Source organism: Syntrophales bacterium (genome assembly GCA_023229765.1).
Lineage (GTDB): Bacteria > Desulfobacterota > Syntrophia > Syntrophales > UBA5619 > DYTH01.
This window is the reverse complement of sequence record JALNYO010000031.1, coordinates 23,140-45,713: the sequence shown is the minus strand read 5'-3', so window position 1 is coordinate 45,713 and position 22,574 is coordinate 23,140. Positions and strand designations below refer to the sequence as shown.

At 54.6% G+C, this 22,574-nt stretch carries 21 protein-coding genes and 1 tRNA gene; 9 read left to right on the top strand and 13 right to left on the bottom strand.

The annotated features are described in order from the left end of the window. Window positions 1-206 precede the first annotated feature (206 nt). Window positions 207-482: a hypothetical protein gene (locus tag M0P74_13890; protein MCK9364674.1), complete on the top strand. Its 276-nt coding sequence runs from the start codon at window positions 207-209 to the stop codon at window positions 480-482. A 3-nt stretch (window positions 483-485) separates the two neighbouring features. Here the strand turns inward: M0P74_13890 and M0P74_13885 are convergent, their stop codons facing one another. From M0P74_13885 to M0P74_13850, 8 genes are all read right to left on the bottom strand, one after another. Then, on the bottom strand, window positions 486-1,241 hold the full coding sequence (locus tag M0P74_13885; protein ID MCK9364673.1) for a prephenate dehydrogenase/arogenate dehydrogenase family protein: 756 nt from the start codon (window positions 1,239-1,241) through the stop codon (window positions 486-488). Next, window positions 1,234-2,307, bottom strand: a complete 1,074-nt coding sequence (gene aroC, locus M0P74_13880; protein MCK9364672.1) for a chorismate synthase — start codon at window positions 2,305-2,307, stop codon at window positions 1,234-1,236. The genes M0P74_13885 and aroC overlap by 8 nt, the downstream gene beginning before the upstream one ends. 92 nt (window positions 2,308-2,399) lie before the next feature. Next, window positions 2,400-2,954 carry a shikimate kinase gene (locus tag M0P74_13875; GenBank protein ID MCK9364671.1) on the bottom strand — a complete coding sequence of 185 codons (555 nt, stop codon included), beginning with the start codon at window positions 2,952-2,954 and terminating at the stop codon, window positions 2,400-2,402. Further along, the gene (gene aroA / locus M0P74_13870) at window positions 2,954-4,216 is read right to left on the bottom strand and encodes a 3-phosphoshikimate 1-carboxyvinyltransferase (GenBank protein MCK9364670.1); all 1,263 of its coding nucleotides are present in this window, start codon (window positions 4,214-4,216) and stop codon (window positions 2,954-2,956) included. Before aroA ends, M0P74_13875 begins: the two co-directional genes overlap by 1 nt. Further along, the gene (gene pheA, locus M0P74_13865; protein ID MCK9364669.1) at window positions 4,216-5,316 is read right to left on the bottom strand and encodes a prephenate dehydratase; all 1,101 of its coding nucleotides are present in this window, start codon (window positions 5,314-5,316) and stop codon (window positions 4,216-4,218) included. Before pheA ends, aroA begins: the two co-directional genes overlap by 1 nt. Next, on the bottom strand, window positions 5,313-6,428 hold the full coding sequence (aroB, locus tag M0P74_13860) for a 3-dehydroquinate synthase (protein ID MCK9364668.1): 1,116 nt from the start codon (window positions 6,426-6,428) through the stop codon (window positions 5,313-5,315). The genes pheA and aroB overlap by 4 nt, the downstream gene beginning before the upstream one ends. Further along, complete coding sequence (aroF, locus tag M0P74_13855; GenBank protein ID MCK9364667.1) at window positions 6,425-7,453, bottom strand: 3-deoxy-7-phosphoheptulonate synthase; 1,029 nt, start codon at window positions 7,451-7,453, stop codon at window positions 6,425-6,427. Before aroF ends, aroB begins: the two co-directional genes overlap by 4 nt. Window positions 7,454-7,843: 390 nt before the next feature. Continuing rightward, window positions 7,844-8,803, bottom strand: a complete 960-nt coding sequence (locus tag M0P74_13850) for a hypothetical protein (protein MCK9364666.1) — start codon at window positions 8,801-8,803, stop codon at window positions 7,844-7,846. A gap of 416 nt (window positions 8,804-9,219) precedes the next feature. On the opposite strand from M0P74_13850, the gene M0P74_13845 reads away from it, so the two are divergent. Beyond that, window positions 9,220-10,464, top strand: a complete 1,245-nt coding sequence (locus M0P74_13845) for a benzoate/H(+) symporter BenE family transporter (protein ID MCK9364665.1) — start codon at window positions 9,220-9,222, stop codon at window positions 10,462-10,464. Between the two features lie 322 nt (window positions 10,465-10,786). On the opposite strand, the gene M0P74_13840 is transcribed toward M0P74_13845, so the two are convergent. Together M0P74_13840 and M0P74_13835 are read right to left on the bottom strand one after the other, a co-directional pair. Continuing rightward, the gene (locus M0P74_13840; protein MCK9364664.1) at window positions 10,787-11,992 is read right to left on the bottom strand and encodes a DUF362 domain-containing protein; all 1,206 of its coding nucleotides are present in this window, start codon (window positions 11,990-11,992) and stop codon (window positions 10,787-10,789) included. A gap of 47 nt (window positions 11,993-12,039) precedes the next feature. Beyond that, window positions 12,040-14,187 (bottom strand): acetate--CoA ligase family protein, encoded by a 2,148-nt coding sequence (locus M0P74_13835; protein ID MCK9364663.1) that lies wholly within the window; start codon window positions 14,185-14,187, stop codon window positions 12,040-12,042. A 197-nt stretch (window positions 14,188-14,384) separates the two neighbouring features. Here M0P74_13835 and trxB point away from each other — a divergent pair, with 197 nt between their 5' ends. Genes trxB through M0P74_13820 form a run of 3 tightly spaced genes read left to right on the top strand, consistent with a single transcriptional unit; the run spans window position 14,385 to window position 18,050 of the window. Further along, on the top strand, window positions 14,385-15,338 hold the full coding sequence (gene trxB, locus M0P74_13830; GenBank protein ID MCK9364662.1) for a thioredoxin-disulfide reductase: 954 nt from the start codon (window positions 14,385-14,387) through the stop codon (window positions 15,336-15,338). Then, entirely contained in the window at window positions 15,339-16,184 is an 846-nt protein-coding gene (lgt, locus tag M0P74_13825) for a prolipoprotein diacylglyceryl transferase (protein MCK9364661.1), read from the top strand. It begins immediately after the preceding gene. Between the two features lie 54 nt (window positions 16,185-16,238). Beyond that, entirely contained in the window at window positions 16,239-18,050 is a 1,812-nt protein-coding gene (locus M0P74_13820; protein ID MCK9364660.1) for a long-chain fatty acid--CoA ligase, read from the top strand. Between the two features lie 182 nt (window positions 18,051-18,232). On the opposite strand, the gene queF is transcribed toward M0P74_13820, so the two are convergent. Further along, window positions 18,233-18,646: a preQ(1) synthase gene (gene queF / locus M0P74_13815; GenBank protein ID MCK9364659.1), complete on the bottom strand. Its 414-nt coding sequence runs from the start codon at window positions 18,644-18,646 to the stop codon at window positions 18,233-18,235. Between the two features lie 212 nt (window positions 18,647-18,858). On the opposite strand from queF, the gene M0P74_13810 reads away from it, so the two are divergent. Continuing rightward, window positions 18,859-18,932 (top strand) — tRNA-Gln (locus M0P74_13810). 177 nt (window positions 18,933-19,109) lie between these two features. On the opposite strand, the gene M0P74_13805 is transcribed toward M0P74_13810, so the two are convergent. Then, window positions 19,110-20,252: a Fic family protein gene (locus M0P74_13805; GenBank protein MCK9364658.1), complete on the bottom strand. Its 1,143-nt coding sequence runs from the start codon at window positions 20,250-20,252 to the stop codon at window positions 19,110-19,112. A 109-nt stretch (window positions 20,253-20,361) separates the two neighbouring features. On the opposite strand from M0P74_13805, the gene M0P74_13800 reads away from it, so the two are divergent. The 3 genes from M0P74_13800 (at window position 20,362) to M0P74_13790 (ending at window position 21,775) form a co-directional block, all read left to right on the top strand. Continuing rightward, a complete protein-coding gene (locus tag M0P74_13800; protein ID MCK9364657.1) occupies window positions 20,362-20,796 on the top strand; it encodes a hypothetical protein in 435 nt (144 codons plus the stop codon). 285 nt (window positions 20,797-21,081) lie between these two features. Next, the gene (locus M0P74_13795; GenBank protein MCK9364656.1) at window positions 21,082-21,285 is read left to right on the top strand and encodes a hypothetical protein; all 204 of its coding nucleotides are present in this window, start codon (window positions 21,082-21,084) and stop codon (window positions 21,283-21,285) included. A gap of 187 nt (window positions 21,286-21,472) precedes the next feature. Further along, window positions 21,473-21,775 carry a hypothetical protein gene (locus M0P74_13790; GenBank protein MCK9364655.1) on the top strand — a complete coding sequence of 101 codons (303 nt, stop codon included), beginning with the start codon at window positions 21,473-21,475 and terminating at the stop codon, window positions 21,773-21,775. 339 nt (window positions 21,776-22,114) lie between these two features. On the opposite strand, the gene M0P74_13785 is transcribed toward M0P74_13790, so the two are convergent. Further along, window positions 22,115-22,468 carry a helix-turn-helix domain-containing protein gene (locus tag M0P74_13785; GenBank protein MCK9364654.1) on the bottom strand — a complete coding sequence of 118 codons (354 nt, stop codon included), beginning with the start codon at window positions 22,466-22,468 and terminating at the stop codon, window positions 22,115-22,117. Between the last annotated feature and the right edge of the window lie 106 nt (window positions 22,469-22,574).

The window sequence follows — 22,574 nt, the reverse complement described above, 5'->3', positions numbered from 1 at the left end:
GAAAACGAAGTTTAATGTTCATAATCTGGTTCTAACTGCTTGAAAAACCATATTCCCGATAGAGACATTATGAACATTAAGCTTCGCTTTCGGGAATGACAAATGGTTTTGCAATGGGCTCGGTGAATTTTAGTTTTATTTGCATTTTTTTATAAACTGTGTAGAATGCGCCCGTTTCTTACAGCGAGTAATGAAGGAGAGGGCTAATGCAGGACTACTGGATAAAAATCAGCGAATCGGAAGACGAAGGAATAAAATATCATCATTTTTTAATAACCGCACAAAATCAGGCCGAGGCAAGAAAATTCGCAATGGCGTTTATCGAGCGTTTCATCGACGACGATGAGAATCCGGAGGCCATGGAAAACGGTTATTCATTTTACAACAAGGCGGTGTTTGTTCGTCTGGTTTCGATAAAAGAGACAACAAAAGAGACCTTCAAAAATTTTCTTCTGAAACTCCATACCATCAACATGGGCTGATGCTTATTTTCGCAGCAGTTCCGCCAGCGCCACCGTGTTTCGCTCGGCGATAAGTCCTTTTACCAGGGAAAGGTTTTTCTCGTAACATTCGATAACCTGCATGATATGGGGATTTTTTGTAAGAATTGCCGCGTACAAGTCGGCATTGGCCCCAAATACCCTGGCGCCAAGCGCTTGTTTTGCCCGGAATATCGGGGTCGAAAATGGCTCCAGTTCTGATTGTTTTCTGTCTGAATCCCGCAGGGCAAGCTCCATCAGGATCGTATTGAAATGGGTCAGCCCCTGGATAAGGGACATCATTCGGTCGTGCTCCGCGGGGCTTGTTATGGTCACCCGGGCGCCGCGCGCCTCAAAAAGCCCACTCAAGAAAGATAGCCAGCTCTCCCCCCGGCCGGGACAGAGGATGATATTGTTGTCATGCAGCGAGGAAACGTCTGGCCCAAAGAGGGGATGGCAACCTATTACTTCGGCGCTGGTTGCGGCGAGCATTGCCCTTACCGGTTCTTCCTTCAGAGAGGTAAGATCCATCAGGAGCGAGTCAGCGGAAAGATGCGGCCCGACTTTCCCGATAACAGCAATTGTGGCGGCAATGGGAACGGCCACGACAATGATGCGGCAGAGGGCGGCGAGTTCAGCCGCCGGCAAACCCGTTTTTCTCCCCGCGACGTGAACGGCGTATCCTTCCCTGACAAGAAAATCGGCGAACCACTGACCGATCCCCCCGGTTCCCCCGATAATCCCGATCGAAAAGTCACTCATCAGTCACCCCGCCCCCTTGGATCGCCCGCTGCCGAAGCAGATGATCGGCAAGCGCCATGCAGACCATCGCCTCGCAAACCGGAACGATCCGGGGGATAACCGCCGCATCGTGCCTGCCTCCGATTTCGACAGTAACAGGGTTGCCGTGAATGTCGACGGTATCCTGCGTCAGCGCGATCGAGGGAATCGGTTTGCAGGCAGCGCGGATGACTATTTCGTTGCCATTGGCAATACCCGCCAGGATGCCGCCGGCATTGTTCGTCCGGAAGCCCTCCTTCCCCATCTGGTCATTGCAGGTGGAACCGGTCATTCTTGCCGCCGCAAATCCGGCCCCGATCTCCACACCCTTGACCGAGCCTATCCCCATCAAGGCGCCGGCCAGATCGGCATCTAGCTTTGAAAAGACAGGCTCCCCAAGTCCGGCGGGACATCCGCGGACGATAACCTCAACAATCCCGCCCACGGTATCCCCCGCCTTTCTCGCCTCCGCGAGGCGGGCGATCATCTTTTTTTCCGCTTCCGGATCGGGACAGTAAAGCGGCCCGGCGGGGCGCGCTACAGGGACGGGCCCTTCGGCGGATATTCCGCCCAACTCCCGGGTAAAGGCAAACACCTTTATTCCTGCCGCAGAGATTATTTTTCGCGCGACGGCGCCCGCCGCAACCCGGCCGGCCGTCTCCCGGGCGGAAGCGCGCCCGCCACCCCGGTGATCGCGAATCCCGTACTTGGCCTGGTAGCTGAAATCGCCGTGACCCGGCCGAAAAAGATTCCGCAACCCTTCATAGGCGCCTTCATCAACATCCCGATTGTTGATTAAAAGAGAAATCGGCGTTCCCGTTGTCTTTCCTTCAAAAACCCCCGACAGAATCTGCACAATGTCTTCCTCGCGTCTAGGGCTTGCCGAGGGCAGCCCGCCGGGCTTGCGTCGCTCCAAATCCTGCTGGATATCGGCAGCGGTCAGCGGAATCCGGGGAGGGCAGCCGTCGATCACCGCCCCGATCGCCGGACCGTGCGATTCTCCCCATGTTGTTACCCTGAACAGTGTGCCAAATGTGTTGCCGGCCATGATCACCAAACCCTTTCTTCATAAAAACTACTTTTATCCTTCTTTATGACGGCGTGCTGCCAGGAGTATTTAACCTGAAATCGTTTTTCTCCTTATTTACCCCTGGCCCCCCCCGGAGGAAAAAGGCCGAATATTTCAGGAAAGGCGCGACCAATGATGGCTGCAACCTCCTTCCCGGCAAGCGCATCTGTGTCAACGACCAGATCAGCACTTTGGCGATAGAGGGGCTCCCGCTGCACCAAAGTTTTTCTCACTTCCTCGGCGAGTGACTCCCCCGACAAAGGCGGGCGATTTTCGCCGCTGGCCACATCGCCCTCCATCCGCCTGCTGACAGTATCGGCAGAGGCGACCAGCCAGATTATCCTGCCGTTTTTTTTGAGGCATTGCACATTCGCCGGATCAAGCACGGCGCCTCCTCCGGTTGCGATAACCACCCCTTCCGACCCGGACACCTCCTCGATAACGGAGCGTTCTTTCTCTCGAAACGCTGCCCAGCCTGCGTCGGCGACGATCATGGCGATATTTTTTCCGGCCCGGCTACAGACCAGCTCATCCGTGTCAAAAAAAGGGCGCCCGCTCATCTCTGACAAAAGCCGGCCGATAGAAGTTTTTCCGGTGCAACGGTACCCGATGAGGATTATGTTCATTAATACAGACCCTCCAGAGCTTTCCAGAACCCGGGAAAGGATTTCCCGACGCAGGCCTCATCTTCTATCTCCATCCCCGGCGCGCTCAGGCCCAGGATCGCAAAGCTCATCGCAATGCGGTGGTCGTTGTACGTTTTTATCCGCGCGCCGTGGGGAACTCCCCCTTCGATAATCAGGCCGTCGGGCATTTCCAGGGCGGCGATTCCGGTTTTGCGGAGTTCCGCGGCCAGGGCGGCAATCCGATCGCTTTCCTTCAGCCGCAGATGGGCAACATTGCGGATGACGCTCCGGCCTTGGCGCGCCGCACAGAGCACCGCAAGCGAGGGGACAATATCCGGCATTTTGGCCATATCAAATACCATCTCCCCGTTCGGCATTTTTTTCCCAAGCACTTCAATAACTTGATTTTCGCGGCTGACCGCGCAGCCGAGATTCTCCAAAAGGTCAAGAAAGCCGATATCGCCCTGGCGCGTTTGCGGATTGATGTTTTCCACCCGAATGCGGCCCTTCAGCAGAGCGGCTGCGAGAAAAAAGTAGGAGGCGCTCGAGGCGTCGCCCTCGATCGTAAATTCCCGTCCCCGATAGAATTGTCCGCTTTGGACGATGTAACGGTTATCGCCGGCGGAGGCAACCCTGACGCCGAACGCATCCATTGTCTCGATCGTCAGTGCAATGTAGGGCAAAGAGGGAATCCGCCCCTCCAGGACAATCGTTATCGCCCCGGCAGCGTATGGGGCGGCAATCAGCAGCGAGGACACGTACTGGCTGCTTCCGATATCGCACAGCACAACCTTGCCGCCCCGCAGCCCTCCTCCGACGATCGTTACCGGCGGATAACCTTTTTCTCCTTCAGTATGGCTCTCTACACCAAGAACGGCAAGGGCATCCAGCAGCGGTTTCAAGGGCCGCTCACAGAGGCGGTTGTCGCCGGTCAGCAAAAATTGTCCCTTTCCCAGGGAGACAATCCCCGCAAGCAGACGCAGCGCTGTGCCGTTATTGCCAAGCGACATCGCCCTGCCGGTTCCGGAGATCGCCCCGCCCGCCCCTTGTATTACCACATCCGCGCCGCTCTGCCTTATTTCCACACCAAGCTTCCGGAGCGCCTCGGCAAGAATGAGCGTATCGTCGGCGATCAGGATATTCTTCAGCCGCGACTCTCCCTGGGCCAGAGCGGCGATCGCCATCGCCCGCTGCGTCAGACTCTTCGAACCCGGCAAGCCTACAACCGCCTTGAGATTTGCGAGTGGTTTAATGGCGATCATTACGACTGCTCCCCTTCAGCGCCTCGCGGATAGGAACCAAGTATCTTGAGAAATGCAGTCCGTCCCCTGAGTTCCTCCAGGCACCGCCGCGTCTTTTCCTCTTCGACATGGCCGGTGAAATCGGCAAAGAAGAGATATTCCCAAAGTCGCTCCTTCATGGGCCAGGATTCGATTCTGGTCAGACTTATTCCCGCCCCGGCAAAGGGAGCAAGGGCATGCTGCAGGGCCCCGGCCGCATGAGCCGTTCCAAAAAGGATTGAGGTCTTGCTTTTTTCCGTGTCCCCCGCTTCCTGCCGGGCCGGTTTTGTCCCGATGACAAAAAAACGGGTCGTGTTGAGAGGGCTGTCTTCAATGCCCTCTGCCATAATTTTGAGGTTGTAGAAATCAGCGGCCAGACTGCTGCCGACGGCAGCCCCGGACGGATCGGCAAGCGCCCTGCGGGCCGCCCCCGCCGTGCTTTCCACCTCAATGAGGGAAGCGACCGGCAGGTATCTGCGGAGCCACTGCTGGGATTGCGCCAGGGCCTGGGGATGCGAATAAACCTTTTGAATATCCCCCCTCTCGTTGCAATTGGACAGCAGACAAAGCCGTATCCGTAAAAAAACCTCCGCCCGTATGACAAGCGGGGTCGCGATCAGACGATCCAGCGTTGCCTTCACCGAGCCTTCCGTGGAATTTTCTATGGGAACAATCCCCCAATCATTTTCCTTCTTTTCGACACTGTTGAAAACATCGGCAATTGCGGCCCTGGGCGCGGCCGTGATGCTGTTGCCGAAATGAGCCAATGCTGCCTGATGGCTGAAAGAGGCCTCCGGCCCCAGATAGGCGACGCTAACCGGCGCCTGCAGGGCCCGCGAAGAGGAGATAATCTCCCGAAAAATATTTTTCAGGGAGCAGTCGGGCAAAACTCCTGCAGTATTTCCCACGATATTGCGGTAAATATTCTCCTCCTGGGACGGGTCGTAGATTTCCCGGCCGGCCTCTTTTTTGATTCTGCCGATCTGAAGCGACAAGGAGGCGCGCTCATTGAGAAGCCTGATGATTTCGCGATCAACCCCGGTAATTCTTTCCCTTAACTCTTGGAGGGCATTTTCGCTCATAAGCTAAGTTCCTCCAGCGTTTCTCTCAGGATTTCTTCCCGGATGCCTCCCTGGATGAATGGTTTGCCCAATCTGCGGATCATGACAAAATTGATTATTTTTCCCCCCCCTTCATGGACATTAAGCTCCGCTTTTTTGTCCATGGACAACCGTGCAAGAATGGCATCAATATCAATACCCGCTGGAATCATGTATTGAAACCCGACTGCGCGGAGCACGGATTTGATTCTTTCCCCGTCGCCTGCCGGCAGACCGTGGAGTTTTTCGGAAAGGCGCGCCGCAGCCGCCATGCCGATCGCCACCGCTTCGCCGTGGGATAGCTTGTAGCCGGATGTCGCCTCCACTGCGTGGCCAATGGTGTGCCCAAAATTTAGAATCCGCCGCAGCCCCCCTTCCCGCTCATCGAGCTCCACAATGCTCTTCTTGATCCGGCAGGCTTCAATCACTATGCTTGTCAGGAACGAAGAGTCCCGAAGGCCGTTTTTACCGGCGGCTTTTTCGATATCTTTGAGAAGGGAGGGATTTTCTATGGCGCCGTATTTGATCACCTCGGCAAAACCGCTCCGGAAAATCGCGTCGGGAAGAGTTTTTAAAAACTCTGTATCAATAAAGACCCCTTGGGGTTGATAGAAGGTTCCCAGGATATTTTTCCCGGAGACGGCGTCAACCCCAGTTTTTCCGCCGATGCTGCTGTCCACTTGGGCAAGCAGGGTAGTTGGCATCTGGACAAAGGGAATGCCCCTCATATAGAGCGAAGCGACAAAACCGGTCAGATCGCCGATCACGCCTCCCCCGAGAGCAACGAGCAGCGTTTGCCGGTCCGCACCGAGGGAGATCAGGCGCTCGGCAACCTCAAGCACGGAAGCCATCGTCTTTGTTTCTTCGCCCGGCGGCAGTACGATCCGCTCTATCCGGAGCCCCGCTTTTTCCAGGGCCTTTTGCACCCGCTCTCCATGCAGGGCGTCAATCGTGCTGTCCGTTACGACCACACAGTGGCTGGCGGTTCCGCTTTTGCCCAGCGTCATCCCTGCCCAGTCCAGAATCCCCTCGCCGATATTAATCTGATAGGAGTCGTCACGGCTCTTTTTAAGCGTTAATTCAAGCTTTCTCATGACAGCTTCCCTATTTTGTTCTGCATGGCGTCCTGCATAATCCTTACCTCGTCCATCAGCCGGTAGAAAACCTCGGGGCGCAATGACTGCGGCCCGTCGGAAAGGGCCTTTTCCGGTTCCGGATGAATCTCGATGATCGCGCCATGCGCCCCTACGGCAACCGCCGCACGGGTGAGCGGAATGATGTACTTCGCATGGCCGGCGGCATGGCTGGGGTCAATAATCACCGGCAGGTGAGTCAACTCTTTGATGACGGGAACGGCGCTTATATCGAGGGTGTTGCGGGTAGCGGTCTCGAAAGTGCGGATCCCCCGCTCGCATAGTATCACCTGGTTGTTTCCCCCGGAGAGGATGTATTCGGCGGACATCAGCAGCTCCTCGATTGTCGTCATCATGCCCCGCTTCAGCAGCACCGGCTTACGGGACATGCCAACCCTTTTCAGCAGGGCAAAATTCTGAACATTGCGGGCGCCGATCTGAAACATGTCGCTGTAATCCTCAATCAGATCGATATCCTTCGTATCCATGACCTCTGTCACGACCGGCATGCCCATTTTCTCGCCCACATTTTTCAGTATTTTCAGCCCTTCTTCCCCCATCCCCTGAAAGCTATAGGGCGAGGTGCGCGGTTTGAAGGCGCCACCCCGCAGAACGTGGGCGCCCGCCTTTTTGGCGATGTACCCGCTTTCCATCATCTGTTCCGCGCTTTCGATTGAGCAGGGACCGGCTATTACGGTAAACTGCGGCCCCCCGATTTCCACATTGCCGACTCGGACAATCGTATCTTTTTCCTGGAATTCCCTCCCCGCGAGCTTATAGGGTTTGAGGATCGGTACAACCTTTTCCACTCCGCGCAAGAAAGCGACAGATTTCAGCAGAACCCTGCCCTGATCGTTCCCGACGGCGCCGATGATTGTCCGTTCCACCCCCTCGGAAATGTGGGGTCTGTAGCCAGCCGATTCAATCCATGCCGTTACCTCGTTGATATCTTCTTTTGTTGAGTTTTTTTTCATCAGGATAATCATCTTTTGCCTCCTGTAATAAAAAAGGCCGTGGCGAGCTCGGCGCTCTTCCCACAGCCTGAAAACAAAAAAGCCATGGGCAGCGTCTTTCCGTCTGTCCATGGCTTGGTTAAGTTAAGTTGGTTCCTTACTTCCCCCTGAGCGCCGGGCAGACCGATCCGATAAAGTAATAAAACCAATACCAGCTTTCGGAAAAAACATTCGCTCTGCCCATTTAACTTACATCTCGCCTAAATATTTATGAACCCCAAACCTCATTTACGGCGCTTACTGACCACATGTTTTTTATCTTGTCAAGAAAAATTTTAGTACAGCAAAATTTTATTACAGCCCCCGCAAGAACATTTCCTGACGATACTTGGCGTGATATTAAGTAGTTACGCAATATAAACGTCAAATACGCCTTCGCCGTTCCAGTTCCTTCATATATTCCGCGAAAAGGACGGGAGCGGCAGATTTCATCTCCCGCCGGATATCAGCGAAATCAATGCCGCGGATATTCCGTAAAAAAGGCTCGTTGTCGCAAAGGACGATGCCTTTCGTGAAGATGCGGGCGGCAATAACGGGTTCGGGACTGCGGCGAAAGGCCTTCTGCAGCTCCCGGTACCTTTCGGTGAAAACGCTTAATTCATCAAGTATTCTGATCATTTTGGGCTTGAAGATTCCCCGGATGTACGCGCAGACGGGGAGCCATTCGCCGGCCAGAGCCGGCTTCCAGTTATATTCGTCGGGGAGGAGTTCCAACAGTTCTTTCAGCTCCTCGTCGCGCAGATGTTGCCAGTCAATGGCGCAAGGGGCTATAAGGCAGGCCTCAAAATAGAGCTGCCGCGCTGTCTCCCGGTTGCCACGGCCCCACCAGGCATCGCCAAGATAGCCAAAAAGGGGGGCACTTTCCCTTATTGAGAGCAGGCCGATTTGCAGAGAGCGGATCGCCCGCTCATATTCGCCGGTCTGAATATAACCGTAGCCAACGGGGATATCCGCAGCCAGCAGGGAATCATCCGTTAATGAGGAATTTTCAACGGCGGCGTTGATCCGCCGGAAAAAACGGCGACGGAGCTTTTCCGGCGCCCGGGCATTGTGCGCCAGCGCACCGCAGAAAGACTCGAAGGAGCGCCAGATTTGAAACAGCAAACTGGGCAGTTCCGGGCCGGCGGACGGCAGCAAGCCCAACTGCTCCTGCAAAAACCGGACGATCCGCAACTTCTCTTCCACATCTTCTCTGTTGGCGGGATAGAGATTGCGGTAGTCGGTCAATAAAACCTGTGCCTCATCGAGGCGCAGTTCGTTGAGAGCGTTCGCGGCGTCATTCAGCAAAACAAATTCATCAAGAAAAAGCGGCATCTGTTCCATATCTGATAATCATCCCTGTAATTTTAAAACCCTCTTTTTTCGATAATAATCCAATCGCAAAACACATTGCGCGAATCAAGGTAAAATTCTTCCATCCGATAGCATCTTATCTGAAAATAGCAAACAAAAAACCGCCTTATTCAGGCGCCCGCAGAAAAAAGACCGGAAATAGCTTTTTCCTTAATTGATTCCCCAAAGACGTTCGCAACTGCTTGCAGCCTTCCCTCAGCAACGACGACTCAGAGCATCTTTTGCGGCCAATATTGCCTTGACAGAAGAATCCGTTGTTGCATATAGTCCCGCCCGTCAAAAGCAATGCCTTGCAAACCCGCATCAGATAGTGCGCCGCATCCGGAGATGCGCCTGATGAAGTTCGATTGCCCCTTCCTTAAGGAGGCTTACGTTAAGAAGAAACCATGCAACTTGAGAAGCCCCGCTGGCCCCTGCTCAAACCGAGCTCAGTAATATCGAATTTCGGCGCCGAATACGCAATAAACGCGTTCGTCGCTTTCATATTTGCGGCCTCGGCGCCGGTGGCAATCATCCTCTCGGTGGGAACACACGGGGGCCTGAGCGAATCAGATCTCGCCTCGTGGATATTCGGTTCCTTCTTCATCAATGGGCTCATCAGCATCGGCTTCTGCTGGCTGTACCGCCAGCCGCTTGTATTTTTCTGGACTATTCCGGGTACGGTTCTGGTCGGACCGGCGCTGGCCCATCTGACTTTCCCTGAGGTAATTGGCGCTTTTATCGCCACAGGACTGCTGATGCTCGTACTCGGCCTGAGTGGGTGGGTGCGCCGCACTATGGAAGCCATCCCGATGCCGATTGTCATGGGCATGGTCGCGGGGGTTTTCCTGCGCTTCGATTTGGATCTGATCTTTACGATCCGTGACAATTTCTGGATTGCCGCGCCAATGACGGCGGCATTTCTCGCGCTGAGCGCCCTGCCGCGTCTCGGCCGCCTCGTGCCCCCCCTTATCGGCGCACTGCTCGCAGGCGTTGCGGCAATTGCCTTCCTGGGGGTTTTCCAACCTGCGGACGGAGAGTTTCTTAATCTGGCAAGGCCTAATCTATATACGCCGGTATTTTCGTGGAAGGCGATGGTGGAACTGGTGGCGCCGCTGGCAATTACGGTGCTGGTCGTCCATAACGGTCAGGGGATCGCCGTGCTCAAAACTGCCGGGCACCAGCCGCCGATCAATGCGATCACGGTTGCCTGCGGCGTGGGGTCAATGGTGGCCGCTCTGGTCGGCACAGTGTCAACCTGTCTGACGGGACCCGTCAATGCGATCATTTCAGGATCGGGGAAAAAAGAACGGCATTACACGGCGGGCTTGCTGGTTGGCTTGCTCGCGCTGATATTCGGGTTGTTATCGCCCCTCTTTACCCACCTGATGCTGGCAACCCCTCCGGCTTTCATCACAACGCTGGCCGGGCTTGCGATGCTGCGCGTACTGCAGACGGCGTTTTCGACCGCGTTTCAAGACCGATTTACCTTCGGTGCGCTTCTGACCTTCATCGTTACCGTTGCCAATGTTGCGATATTCAACATCGGTGCGCCTTTCTGGGGCCTGGTTTTCGGATTCTCCCTGTCGTGGCTGATCGAAAGGGATGATTTCCACGGCGGTAAAGCGAAAAACTCCCCTCCTGGCAGTTGACAAAACCGCTGACACCGCGCAGGACATCCCCCTGTTTTCGCTTCAATAGATGCCTTCCCCGCACTTTTGCGCCGGAATCGTTCTTCTAATGCTTTAAATGGCTTTTTTAATGGACTGCACCTTGCATAGGGCCTGTCCACAAATAACCTGGGCAAGATTGCGCTCAGATTTGGGTTAGATTTGGTTGCGGCGATTGAACAAAACCGCAGACGTAGCAGCGCTACGTTGAGGATTTTGTGATTGAGTCGCAGCCAAAGATGGCCCAAAGATGAGATGCAAGATGTTCAGGTTATTTGTGGACAGGCCCATAGCATCCAGGCGATTACGCCCAGGCCGGAACTGCCGTCATCCTGCTCAGGCGATTCTTCAGGGCTTCCGGAAATGCGCTGTTAGCCGACTCCAGCAGAATGGCCGGGACGCCCCCAAAGAGCTCGTAGCTGCGGGCAAGTACCCGGTCATCCCAGATGGCGTTGATGCTGTCTTTGTTCATTGTTTCCGACGCCAGAGCCGCTTCCCATCCGCCCAGCCAGCCGGTCACAATGCGATTGGCGAGTTGGGGAATCAGCCTGTTCGTATCCATAAAACCATCCCTTTCCGAAGCGGGCATAATGCGCCGGTTTTCCAGAAGCCAGGCCAGCGAAACCATGTCGTGGGCCACCACCGAGTCAGAGGCGATTATCAGACCATGATCCGGTTCAAAGACATAACCGTTGTCCGGACCATAGGTGGCAAGCACCTTGTCTGCCGCCGAAATCACGAGGCGCTGTTTATCCCTCAGGGTCGCAACCGTATTGCCTTCGGCTGTTTTCTCCTGCAGAGTGGCCGCATCCCGGTGATATTCCAGGCGTGTGTCATGTCGCCAGTAACCCACGGCGGCTTTCAGCCCCAATGAGCTCCCCGCCAATACATGCCTGGAGCAGCGGGGCATCAGGACGATGTGCTGAATCTCCTTGAGAATATTGGGCATCATGAGGCCGCGCTTCCAGTGTGAACCGGCAGACGGAAAATCCTCATAAAAGGCCTCCCACCCGCTTTCTTCGAAGCAGTGCAGCTCTCCGCCAGAGGTCTGAACAGCCTTCGCCAACCCTGACGCAATCATCAAAGCGCGAGAGCTTCCGGAAAGAGATTTCGGAGAAAATCGCAGGTTCCGGACCCCGGACATGTCGCCCACAATTACCCTGCGCGCCCCCTTTTCCCTGAGGAGTCCGATCATGGAGGCAATGGCTGCAGGGCTTGTGGTGGCGGGGTAGGGGCTGTCTGAATTATTTACCGGTTTGATGAAGACGGCATCACCCTTGGACAGCCATGAAAAGTCGGTGGACGCCTCGGCGGCATTTCGGACCGCTGTTTTTATATCTTGCTCGGAAGCGCCCTTGCCCACACCTGCCAGAAATACCCTGGTCGGAGCGCCAGAGGCAAATTGTCTGGTCTTAATGGGATTCGGAGCTGCCCCGACGCCTTCGGCAAACGGACATAATACAATTGCCGATGCCCCTGCCGCCACTTTCAGAAAGTCTCTTCGTTCCATATTTATTTCCTTTCACCACTGATCGGATTGCAGAACCAGTCGCAGGATCAGCTTGCCAGGACAAAAAGCACGTCGGCGACAAGCGGATCAGCCCCTGCCAAAATAAGCGGATTGAGGTCTATCTCGGCGATCTCCGGATGGAGAACGGCGATATTTCCCACCGTTTGCAGAATGGCCGCAAGCGCGGGAGCGTCTGCCGCCGGCATCCCGCGAATTTCGCCGAGCAGCGCTTTGGCCTTGATATCTTCGAGCATCTCCGCCGCCTCGATAATGCCGAACGGCGCCGCGCGGAAGGTGGTGTCTTGCAGCGCCTCGGTAAATATCCCCCCCAGACCGAACAGCACGCAGGGGCCAAAACCAGGGAATCTCGTCATGCCCGCGACAAACTCGCGGCTCCCGGCGACCATTTGCTGGATTAAAATCGGGATATCTCCACCGGCGGCGGTTCGCACCGCACAAAAAGCCCTCAGCAGGGCCTCCTTTGTCTGAATGTTCAGTTCAATCAAGCCTTTGCCGGATTTGTGCATGATCTCCGGGGAACACGCCTTGATGGCAAGTGGAAACCCTATTTCCTCCGCCGCTTTTATGGCCTCTGCCTCAGAATCGGCTAATTGCTCCCGCGTGACGGGAACGCCGTACGCGGCAAGGAGTCTTTTAGACTGATGCTCGTCGAGGGCCCGCTGCCCGGCGGCAAGGGCGGTTTTTATTATTCTCACCCCCTCCGCGGCAACTTCCGGCAGGACCGGCTTCACTATCGGCTTTCTCTCCCGTATCCGCAGGCGGCAAAGCAGCGAGGCCATCCCCCGCGCCGCCTTCTCCGGAGAATCAAAAACAGGGATATCGCCATCCATGTATCTGGACGTATTGTCATCGCCACGACCGAAAAAGGAGCTGACCGTCATCGGCAGGTTATGTTTCCAGGGGAGCGCCAGAGCCTCGGTCATATCGTGAGACATCTGCCGGGAAGCCTCATCTTCCGTCATTCCTCCCGTCATCTCCTTCATGTGGTCGTAAACCATTTTTATAAAACCGGAGCCCACTGCTCCGTGCAGGACAAGACCGTCAATCTCGCCGCTTTCCATAATCATTTCCGGAATTACAGTGGTCAGAACCTTCATCTCCCGGTGGTAGGTCAGATCAACCGGATTGGCGCTGGAACCATGGGGAGGAATCAACTCCCTGATTTTTGCCTGCAACCCGTCGGAAAAACGGGGGACGATCATTCCTCCCTGATCGGCGTTGTGGGAGATCGCAGTGCCCGGTCCTCCGGAATTGGTAACAACCGCAAGCCGGCGACCGCGCAGCGGCGGTTGGGTCGCGTGCGTCCAGCCGTGGGTGTAGAGTTCTTCAATGGAATCGCAACGAATGATCCCGGCCTGCTTAAAAATGCCTTCGTAGAGAAAATCCGGCCCGGCCAGCGAACCGGTGTGACTCAGACCCGCACGGGCGCCGGAGGCGGAACCTCCCACGTACTGGGCAAGCACTGGTTTGTGGGGAGTAATTCTCTGCGCTGCTTCGATAAAACGCCGGCCGTCGCGTATCCCTTCTATATACATGATAATCGCCTTCGTCTGCTCGTCCTGGCCGAGGTATTCAAGGGCGTCAACCATATCGATGTTGGCCTCGTTGCCGCAACTGATTGCCTTGCTGAAGCGGATTCCCCGTTCATGAAGATACCAGAGCGTCTGGGTGACGTAGGTGCCGCTCTGGGAAACCATGCCGAGCGACCCCGGTCTTCTGTCCATCTTGCCGATCGTCAGGTTTAAGGGAAGCGCCGTGTTGACGATCCCCATGCAGTTCGGACCGAGAAAGCGAAGCCCGTAAGTTTTCGCAATTTCCTGAAGGCGTTCCTCCAGAGCCCTGCCTTCCGGGCCGACTTCCTTGAACCCCGCGCTGATGATGATCGCCCGCTTCGTGCCAAGCTTCGCGAAATCTTCAAGCATGGGGATTACCAATGCGGTGGGAACGATCAAAAGAAGCAGATCCGGCGCCTCCGGAAGAGCAGACGCGGATGGGTACGCCTTGTGACCCAAGACTGTTTTCTCAGTCGGATGAACCGGATAAAATTGTCCCGGAAAACCATCTTTCAATATGGAAAGAGCCTGCAACGTTCCCATTTTTTCCGGATTATTGCTGGCGCCGGCGACCGCGATGGATTTGGGGTTCATAAGCAGATGCAATGGATTGTCGGCCATGACGTTTCTCCCGTGTTTTTATGAATGGCCACAAGTTTCAAACGTGACAGGGGAGGACTATAGGGGATAAGATCGGGGCTGTCAAGAAAAAACGAGCGCTCGCTCACAAAAAATGACTTTACAAAGTATGCGGTTAAGGTTTAGTAAGCAGGCGTAAATTTCAAGCGAATCAATCAAATGATATATAAGGAGGGAAAATGAACGCGAACGAAAAGCAATACGATGTTGCAATCGTTGGGGGCGGGCCGGCCGGGTTCACCGCGGGGATTTACGCGGTGCGGGCGGCGCTCAGCGCAATCCTGTTTGAGGGGGCCTCAACGACAAGCCAGATCACGATGACGGACGCGATAGAAAACTATCCCGGCCGTGGCGGCGCTAATGGCCTTGAATTAATCGAAGACTTTAAAAAGCAGGGGTTGAGTTTCGGTCTCGAAACCGCGGCCGATGATGTTGCGGAGATAAAAAAAACTACATTGGACGGCAAGGAAGGATGGGAAGTGGTTGCGGGAGACAAGAGTTATAAGGCGCTTACCGTGATTTTTGCGGCGGGGGCAAACTGGCGCCGCCTCGGCGTGGCCGGCGAGGAGCGGTTCATCGGCAGGGGCGTTTCGTTCTGCGCTACCTGCGACGCCCCTCTGTTCAGAAACAGGGACGTTGCCGTTGTCGGTGGAGGGGATACGGCGATCCAGGAGGCGATCTATCTTACCAAGTTTGCCCGAAAGGTCACGGTTATTCACCGCCGGAATCGCCTGCGCGCGACGGCAATCCTGCAGCAGCGCGCTTTGGCCAACGACAAGATAGAATTTCTCTGGGATTCCGTTGTCGATAAGGTGGACGGCCTCGATCTTCTGCAATGGGTCAAGGTGCATAACCTGAAGACGAACGAGGATGTGAGACTTTCGGTAAGCGGGCTCTTCATCTTTGTCGGTCTGAATCCCAACACGGAGATGCTGCGGGCAGTGGTTGATCTGGACGAACGCGGTTATGTCAAGGTTGACGCCAACATGAAAACATCGGCCCAGGGGCTGTTCGCCGCCGGCGATTGCATCGCCAAACAACTCCGCCAGGTGGTGACCGCCTGCGGGGATGGAGCGAACGCCGCTTACTCCGCCCAGCTTTACGTGGAAGATCTAAAGGGAGAGGCCTACTAAGTGGAAAATCTGATCGCCCTCTGGAGGGATCTCCCCTCTCATATAACCCCTTGGCTCTTTCAGATAGGGGCTTTTCAGTTGCGCTGGTACAGCCTGATGTATCTGGCCGCCTTTTTGAGCGTTTATCTGCTGATAATGCGCCGGATCAAAGTAGATGGCCTGCCCTATACCGCCGAGCTGGTTCAGGATTTCTTTACCTGGGCGATCTTCGGGGTGATTGTCGGCGGTCGCCTCGGTTATGTGCTTTTCTACAATCTGGATTATTACCTCCAGCACCCCCTGGAGATAATCCTCCCCTTTCAATTCGAGGGCGGGATTCGTTTTATTGGAATAAGCGGGATGTCCTACCACGGCGGTGCCATCGCCGTTCTGCTGGCCGGCATAATCTTCTGTTGGAAAAGGGGTATCGAATTCTGGCGTTTTGCCGATCTTTTCGCCTCGGCGATTCCCCTCGGCTACACGTTCGGACGAATCGGCAATTTCATCAATGGCGAATTATACGGAAGACCGACGGATGTCCCCTGGGGGATGCTTTTCCCCCTTGACCCGCGACATCTGCTGCGCCATCCATCGCAGCTCTATGAGGCGTTTTTCGAGGGGATTGTCCTTTTCGTCATCCTCTGGGCGATCCGCAAGAAATTTTCTTTTACCGGCGCGATCGTTGCCTGTTACATAGCAGGATACGGCTTCATTCGCTTCTTTATAGAGTTTTTCCGCGAACCGGATAGTCAACTCGGTTTTGTGTATGGCCCGTTCAGCATGGGACAAATCCTGTGCATAGCGATGATCCTGACCGGGATGGCGATTTACCAGTTTCGCAAAAAACAGTCGGGGAAAAATCATTAAAGCAAAGACCTTGTTTTAATGCCCATTCATTTAAATTTTCATGGAGGAAAGCCAATGACAATGTTCAAGGAAACATCGATGGGCGCTGTATTCCAGAACCGCGTTGAACAATACGGCGACGAAACCCTGATTCTCTGGAAGAACAAGGGCAAATGGGAAGAACTCTCCTGGAAGAAGCTTAACGAATTGGTGCGCGCTCTGGGGTTGTTTCTGATTAACCGGGGCATCCAGCCCGGGGACAAGGTAGCGCTGTTCTCGCCAAACCGTTATGAGTGGTGGGTGGCGGATCTTGCCATTATCTCCGTCGGCGCCGTAAACGTCCCGATCTACGCAACCAATTCGGCGGAAGAGGCGCGGTACATTATCGAAAATTCCGACGCCCGGCTCTGCTTTGTCGGAACCAGAGAGCAGGCGGAAAAGATCCTCAAGGTCAAACCAGTGCTTCCGACCCTGAACGAGATTGTCCTGTTTGAGGAAGGAACCAGCCTCCCCGAAGGCGTCATCGCCCTGCAGGATGCCTATAGCGAAGGCAGGGGCTACCCGGCAAAGGATGATTTTGACAAAAGGCTACCGCCCATCGGCTTCGACGATCTGGCGACGATCATCTATACCTCCGGCACGACCGGCCCCCCCAAGGGCGTCATGCTTACCCACCACAATTTCGTCGCCAATGTAAACCAGCTCCGGGCGGTAGATCCCGAGTTTTTGAGGCCCGGCCACACCTTTCTCTCTTTTCTACCCCTCGCCCATTCCCTCGAGCGAACCGTCGGCTACTATAGCCCGATTTTCCTCGGCGGGCACAAGGTCGCCTTCGCCGAAAGCACGGAAAAACTGCTGGAAAACTTTCAGGAAATCAGGCCCACGTTCCTGGTCAGCGTGCCGCGCATTTACGAAAAGGTGCACTCCGGAATAGTCGCAAAGGTAGCTTCCGCCTCCCCCATCAAGAAAGCCCTCTTCAACTGGGCAATGGGCATCGCCAAAGAGAATCTGCCTTATGTCTGCGAAAACAAGCCCCGCACCGGCCTGTTTGCCATCAAGTACAACATTGCCGACAAGATCATCTTCAGCAAGCTTCGCGTTGCCCTGGGAATGGACCGGCTCGAAGCGGCCGTTTCCGGCGGCGGACCATTGTCCGTGTCCGACGCGGAATTCTTTCTGGGAATGGGGATCAAGGTGCTGGAAGGATTCGGCCTCACCGAGACAGCCCCGGTTACCAACGGAAACATGCCAAAACATATAAAACCGGGAACGGTCGGCCCCGCGTTGCAGGACACGATCATCAAGATCGCTGCGGACGGGGAAATCATCATCAAGGGCCCCCAGGTCATGAAGGGATACTACAAAAACGAGGCCGCCACGAAAGCCGCCTTCACGGACGACGGGTTTTTCCGCACCGGCGATATCGGTTCGATCGACTCCGATGGGTATCTCAAGATAACCGGCCGGATCAAGGATCTCATCATCACCTCGGGCGGCAAGAACATCTCCCCGCAGAACATTGAAAATGCACTCGCGGCTTCTCCGTTAATCGAGCAGGCGGTGGTCATCGGCGACAACCGCAAGTACCTGTCGGCGCTGATTGTTCCAACGTTTGCGACCCTGGAGCTCTGGGCAGGGGAAAACAATATCGCCTTTGCGAACCGCGCCGAATTGATCAGCAAACCGGAGGTCAAAAGTCTCTACGAAAAGGAACTGGCAGAGCGGATGAAGGATTACGCACGGGTTGAGCAGATCCGAAAATTCACGCTGCTGGAAGCCGAGTGGTCTCAGAATACTGGCGAACTCACCCCGACGTTGAAGATGAAGAGGATGGCCATCAATCAGAAATACGGGCCGCTCATCGAAGCGATGTACCCACCGGAATAAACGGGGAAACTGGGAGCGATAAAGGCCGGAAGACGAGGCAAGACTTTGAATAACTGCCAATATTGTCGTTTCGACCGAAGGGAGAAATCTTTAACTATGCACGAGCATTAAGATTTCTCGTCGCTAACGCTCCTCGAAATTACAAAATTCAAAGGTCTCGAGGCAAGGGGCAACGACGAAATTCAGGTGCGTTTTGCGCCGTGCTCCGCCTCCACCTTGATCGATACCCCTCCCCGCACCGCGAACTCTGCCGTTATCTTGCACCAGCGAGGCGAAAGGACTTCGATCAGATCGTCGAGTATCGCATTGGCCACGTGTTCATGAAATACCCCCTGATCGCGAAAAGACCACAGGTATAGCTTCAACGACTTTGACTCCAGTATTTTTTGGTCGGGGATGTATTGAATCGTCAGATCCGCAAAGTCCGGCTGCCCGGTTGCCGGGCACAGGCAGGTGAATTCGTCTGAACGCATTGTAATCAGATAATCGCGCCCCTGGTTGTGATTGGGAAACGTCTCTAATTTCCGGACGGGTTTTTTGTCCCCTCCCAGCAGGGTCAGCCCTTCCAGATCAGATTTTTCGGTTATCGTTGACATTTATTCCCTTTCTTCATGAATATATTCGTCTCAATAAAAATGATCCGTGTTTCGACACGAGCATCCCCAACAATAAAGAAGCGTCTGAACGGATTTTCACCGCGTCGTTTGACCTTCTATATGAAACTGTTTGATCTTGTCCATATTTTTCTGGAAACAACTTTTCTATTGATAATCCTTCTTTCCTATGGTAAATGGCGAGCCCTGTTCAGTGGGGGATCGTTCAATGGTAGGACAACGGACTCTGACTCCGTGAATCGTGGTTCGAATCCACGTCTCCCAGCCATAATTAGGGACAGATCCCTATTATTTCTCATGCTGTCGTTGGGAACCATTCTTTGGAAATAGCCGATTAAAAACAAAAGGGATTTCCCGATTGGCGATTAATCCCACCATTTTACCTGGCCGGCAGCCCATCAATTATCGAGTTCACTCTCATAATGTCAAGCAAGAGGCGCGGCTCTCAGCTCTTTGTCCCATCGGCGAGGATATGCAGATAATCGCTGTAAACGTAGCGTTTGTCACGCTTCCGCCCTGTGGTTTCCCTGAGGATTTGGGCTTTTTCCAACTGCGCCACAAGTGTGGACGCCGCCTGGTAGGATACTTTGAACCGCTCGGCTATCCGGGCGATGGAAACTGTGGGCGTATAGAATAACTGCTCCAGAATCCCGACGGCAAGCGAAGAGGAAATCTTTTTCTCCCACAACAGACGGCGATGCTTGGTCTGGAGTTCGAGGATCTGCCTGGCCGTATCCATCGCGGCGCCGGCAATATCCACAACCCCTTTGAGGAAATAATCCACCCACTGTTCATAATTGCCCGTCTCCCTGACCATGTTCAGACGATCGTAGTATTCCCGGCGATTTTTCTTGAAATAGTAGCTCAGGTACAGGAGCGGCTTGTGTAAAACCCCCTTCCAGCACAGGTAGAACGTGATCAGCAGACGCCCGATACGGCCATTGCCGTCGAGGAAGGGATGGATTGTTTCAAACTGGTAGTGAATAAGGGCGCAATCGGCAAGGATCGGCAACCGCTCCTTGCCGTGAAAATAGTGCTCCAGTGCCCCCATGGCTTCAAGCGCTTCATGGGGAGGAGGAGGCACATAAGACGCCTCGTTGAGGGTGCAGCCGGGGGGGCCGATCCAGTTCTGCGATCGTTTGAATTCACCGGGCAGTCTTTCGCTGCCCCGAACGCCCTCAAGGAGAATGGCGTGGATCTCTTTGATGAGGCGAAGACTCATCGGCAAGCTCTGAAGACGGTCAAGCCCGTAATTCATCGCCTTGACGTAATTCACCACCTCCGTCACATCGTTCAGATTCTCAAGTTTGTCCCCGCTTTCATAGGCGAACAGATCGTCCAGGGAAGCCTGCGTCCCCTCGATCTGCGAACTCAAGAGGGCCTCTTTTTTGACGTACATCGCGATAAACAGATCAACATTGGGGAGCATTTGCGCCACACCGTCCAACCGGGCAAGGGCCATGTCGGCACGGGAAAGCAGATTCTGAAGTTCCCCCTCAATCTTCACGGCAGGTTTGGGGGGTAGCGGCGTTGGGATAAATGCCCGATACCCGGTCGTTTGCTTCACATAACCACCGCTTCTTTGCATATCTCCCCTCCGCTTATTCAAGAATTATTGAACAGAGTACCACACCCGTCCTTGTTATTCAATAATTATTGAATAACACACCCTCCTCCAGCGCACGCAATATATCCTGGTGACCAACACCGAATCTCTGTATTCCCTGATCATGCCTGGGCGGGGGATAACGACCGATCGGCAGTTCATTCAGTCGGTCAGGACCGGACTGCAAGCATTCATGGCCGGGCAATGGAATCATCTGAGAGTGGCGAAGGACCTGCCGTGGCAGGACCGGGATACCTTCTTTTCCAAGATCATCGATCGACGTATCCTGGGCTCCATGAACGATCTCATTTTTCAGTCCAAGTTCCGCCTTGAAGAGGGACAACTGACGCCCCTTGATGTTTCGTTTTACCTGAACGAAACGCCGATGTCGTACCTGGAATATCGTTCCCCGAAAGAGGTCTTCCAGCAACTGCTTCTGCAAGAGGGGGAGCCCTCCGGTTATGGGCAACAGGCGGGTAACGTGATTTATCTCAACAAGGTCAGGCCCACCGGCCCCAAAGGGTAAGGGTGGGGATAAATAATTCCAGACAAAATCGACTTTGACCTTCAGCCTCCGCTCGCCAAAGCGGAAAGCGGAGTGGACCCGCGCGCAATCAAATTAGCGGCAAAAATAAATGAATAATGCCGGTAATTGGATATGATCGCAAAAGACTCGTTACAGCCCAAATGGATTCATCAGGTATCCGTGACCGGCGGGCTCGGTGGGGCGGGCTCGGTGGGGCTTGCGGATAAACACAAAGACTGATAAGGTAGCCACTCGGATATTTTAGAAGAAGGGAGGTAACCGCTCGTGAAAACGCTATCGATCACCGTGCCGGACCATCTGGCCGAGCGCATCCATGATTATGTCCAGTCCGGTTTTTTCATGTCCGAGCCGGATGTCGTCCTGGCGGCCATGTCGGAATTTGTCCGTCGCAACCGGGTTGACCTGATGGAACGCTTCGCCCGGGAAGACATCGCCTGGGCCATCAAAGAGGCTCATGCGGCCAAATGAAAACCGTCGTCTGCGATGCCGGGCCTATCATTCATCTTTACGAGGCCCATTGCCTGGCCTTGCTCAGGCTCTTTACCTGCCACAGCTCGTCTTCAACGAAGTTCAAGCCGCCCTCCACATGAAAGACCCCTGGCCTGAGTGGCTTCGGATTATAAGCCTATCCCCTCATGAGCAACGAGAAGCCGGGATGTGGAAAGAGGTCGGCGATCTTCATGCAGGCGAGGCGGAAGCCGTTGTGCTTGCCCGCAGAGAAAAGGCCGACTGGTTTCTGACCGACGATTCGGCGACGCGACTTTTTGTCTCCCTCTTGGGCATGGAAGTGCATGGATCCCTGGGCATTATCCTTTGGAATGCCACCCACCGATATATGTCGCGGGCAGGAACGGAGCGGGCATTAAACGATCTTGAAACCTCATCACTCTGGCTTTCCGCCAGGATCTATCAGGAAGCCCGACAGTCCCTCGATGATATTTATGCCACAGACCCATAAGAGCAATCAAGCTCTCAGGTTAAAGACGCAGGGAAATCCCCCGAAGAACTTTGCAGGATACGCTGAAAAGACTGGTCCAGGCAGGTGAAATCGGTAAGAGCAGCGCCCTAAAACATACACGCTACCAATGCACGGGATAAGCCCGAATAACCGGCGTTCATGTCAATAGAATGGGTCTATAGGAAGGCGGAAATCATGACCAGGCTTTTCGGTTGCAGCGATGCTCGGCTTGCTGAGCTCACTTCCAGAGAGGACGTCGTGTGCTTGAACGGGATCGAACACTTTTTTCAACGAATAATTCACTTTAACCGGTTAGCTCCCATCCCCCGCCTTTTCTTCCTACAGAAACACCTTGTACCCGATGTTCAGGGCCTTTCCCAGTCGTTTCGCCATCTCTTTGCCGATGGGACGTTTGCCGTTCTCCATTTCGGAAATATGCCGCTGCGGGATACCGGTCAGTTCGGCAAGTTTTATCTGTGTCAGCCCTTCCCGGTATCTCGCGCCGGCCAAAGCCTTGCCGACGAGCTGCACTTCCGAAAATTCGGGGTAGGCCTCCCGCCACGGGACAGAATCCGACGTGTCCACGAACCCCAGGGGTTTCAGGCTTTCAATGGCCCGCGCTATGTTCACAATCGGCCCGATGAATCGCAGTTCAACGGTTTCAGTAGGGTGCTTTTTCGTGTGTGCCTGCATAAATCACCTCGATCAATCTTATTTCTTTGTCCGCCACTTCCCATATCGCCACGTACGTTGGGTGGCCCTTCTTCAGGTGGCAGTGGTAACGGTTGTCGGGCAAGGG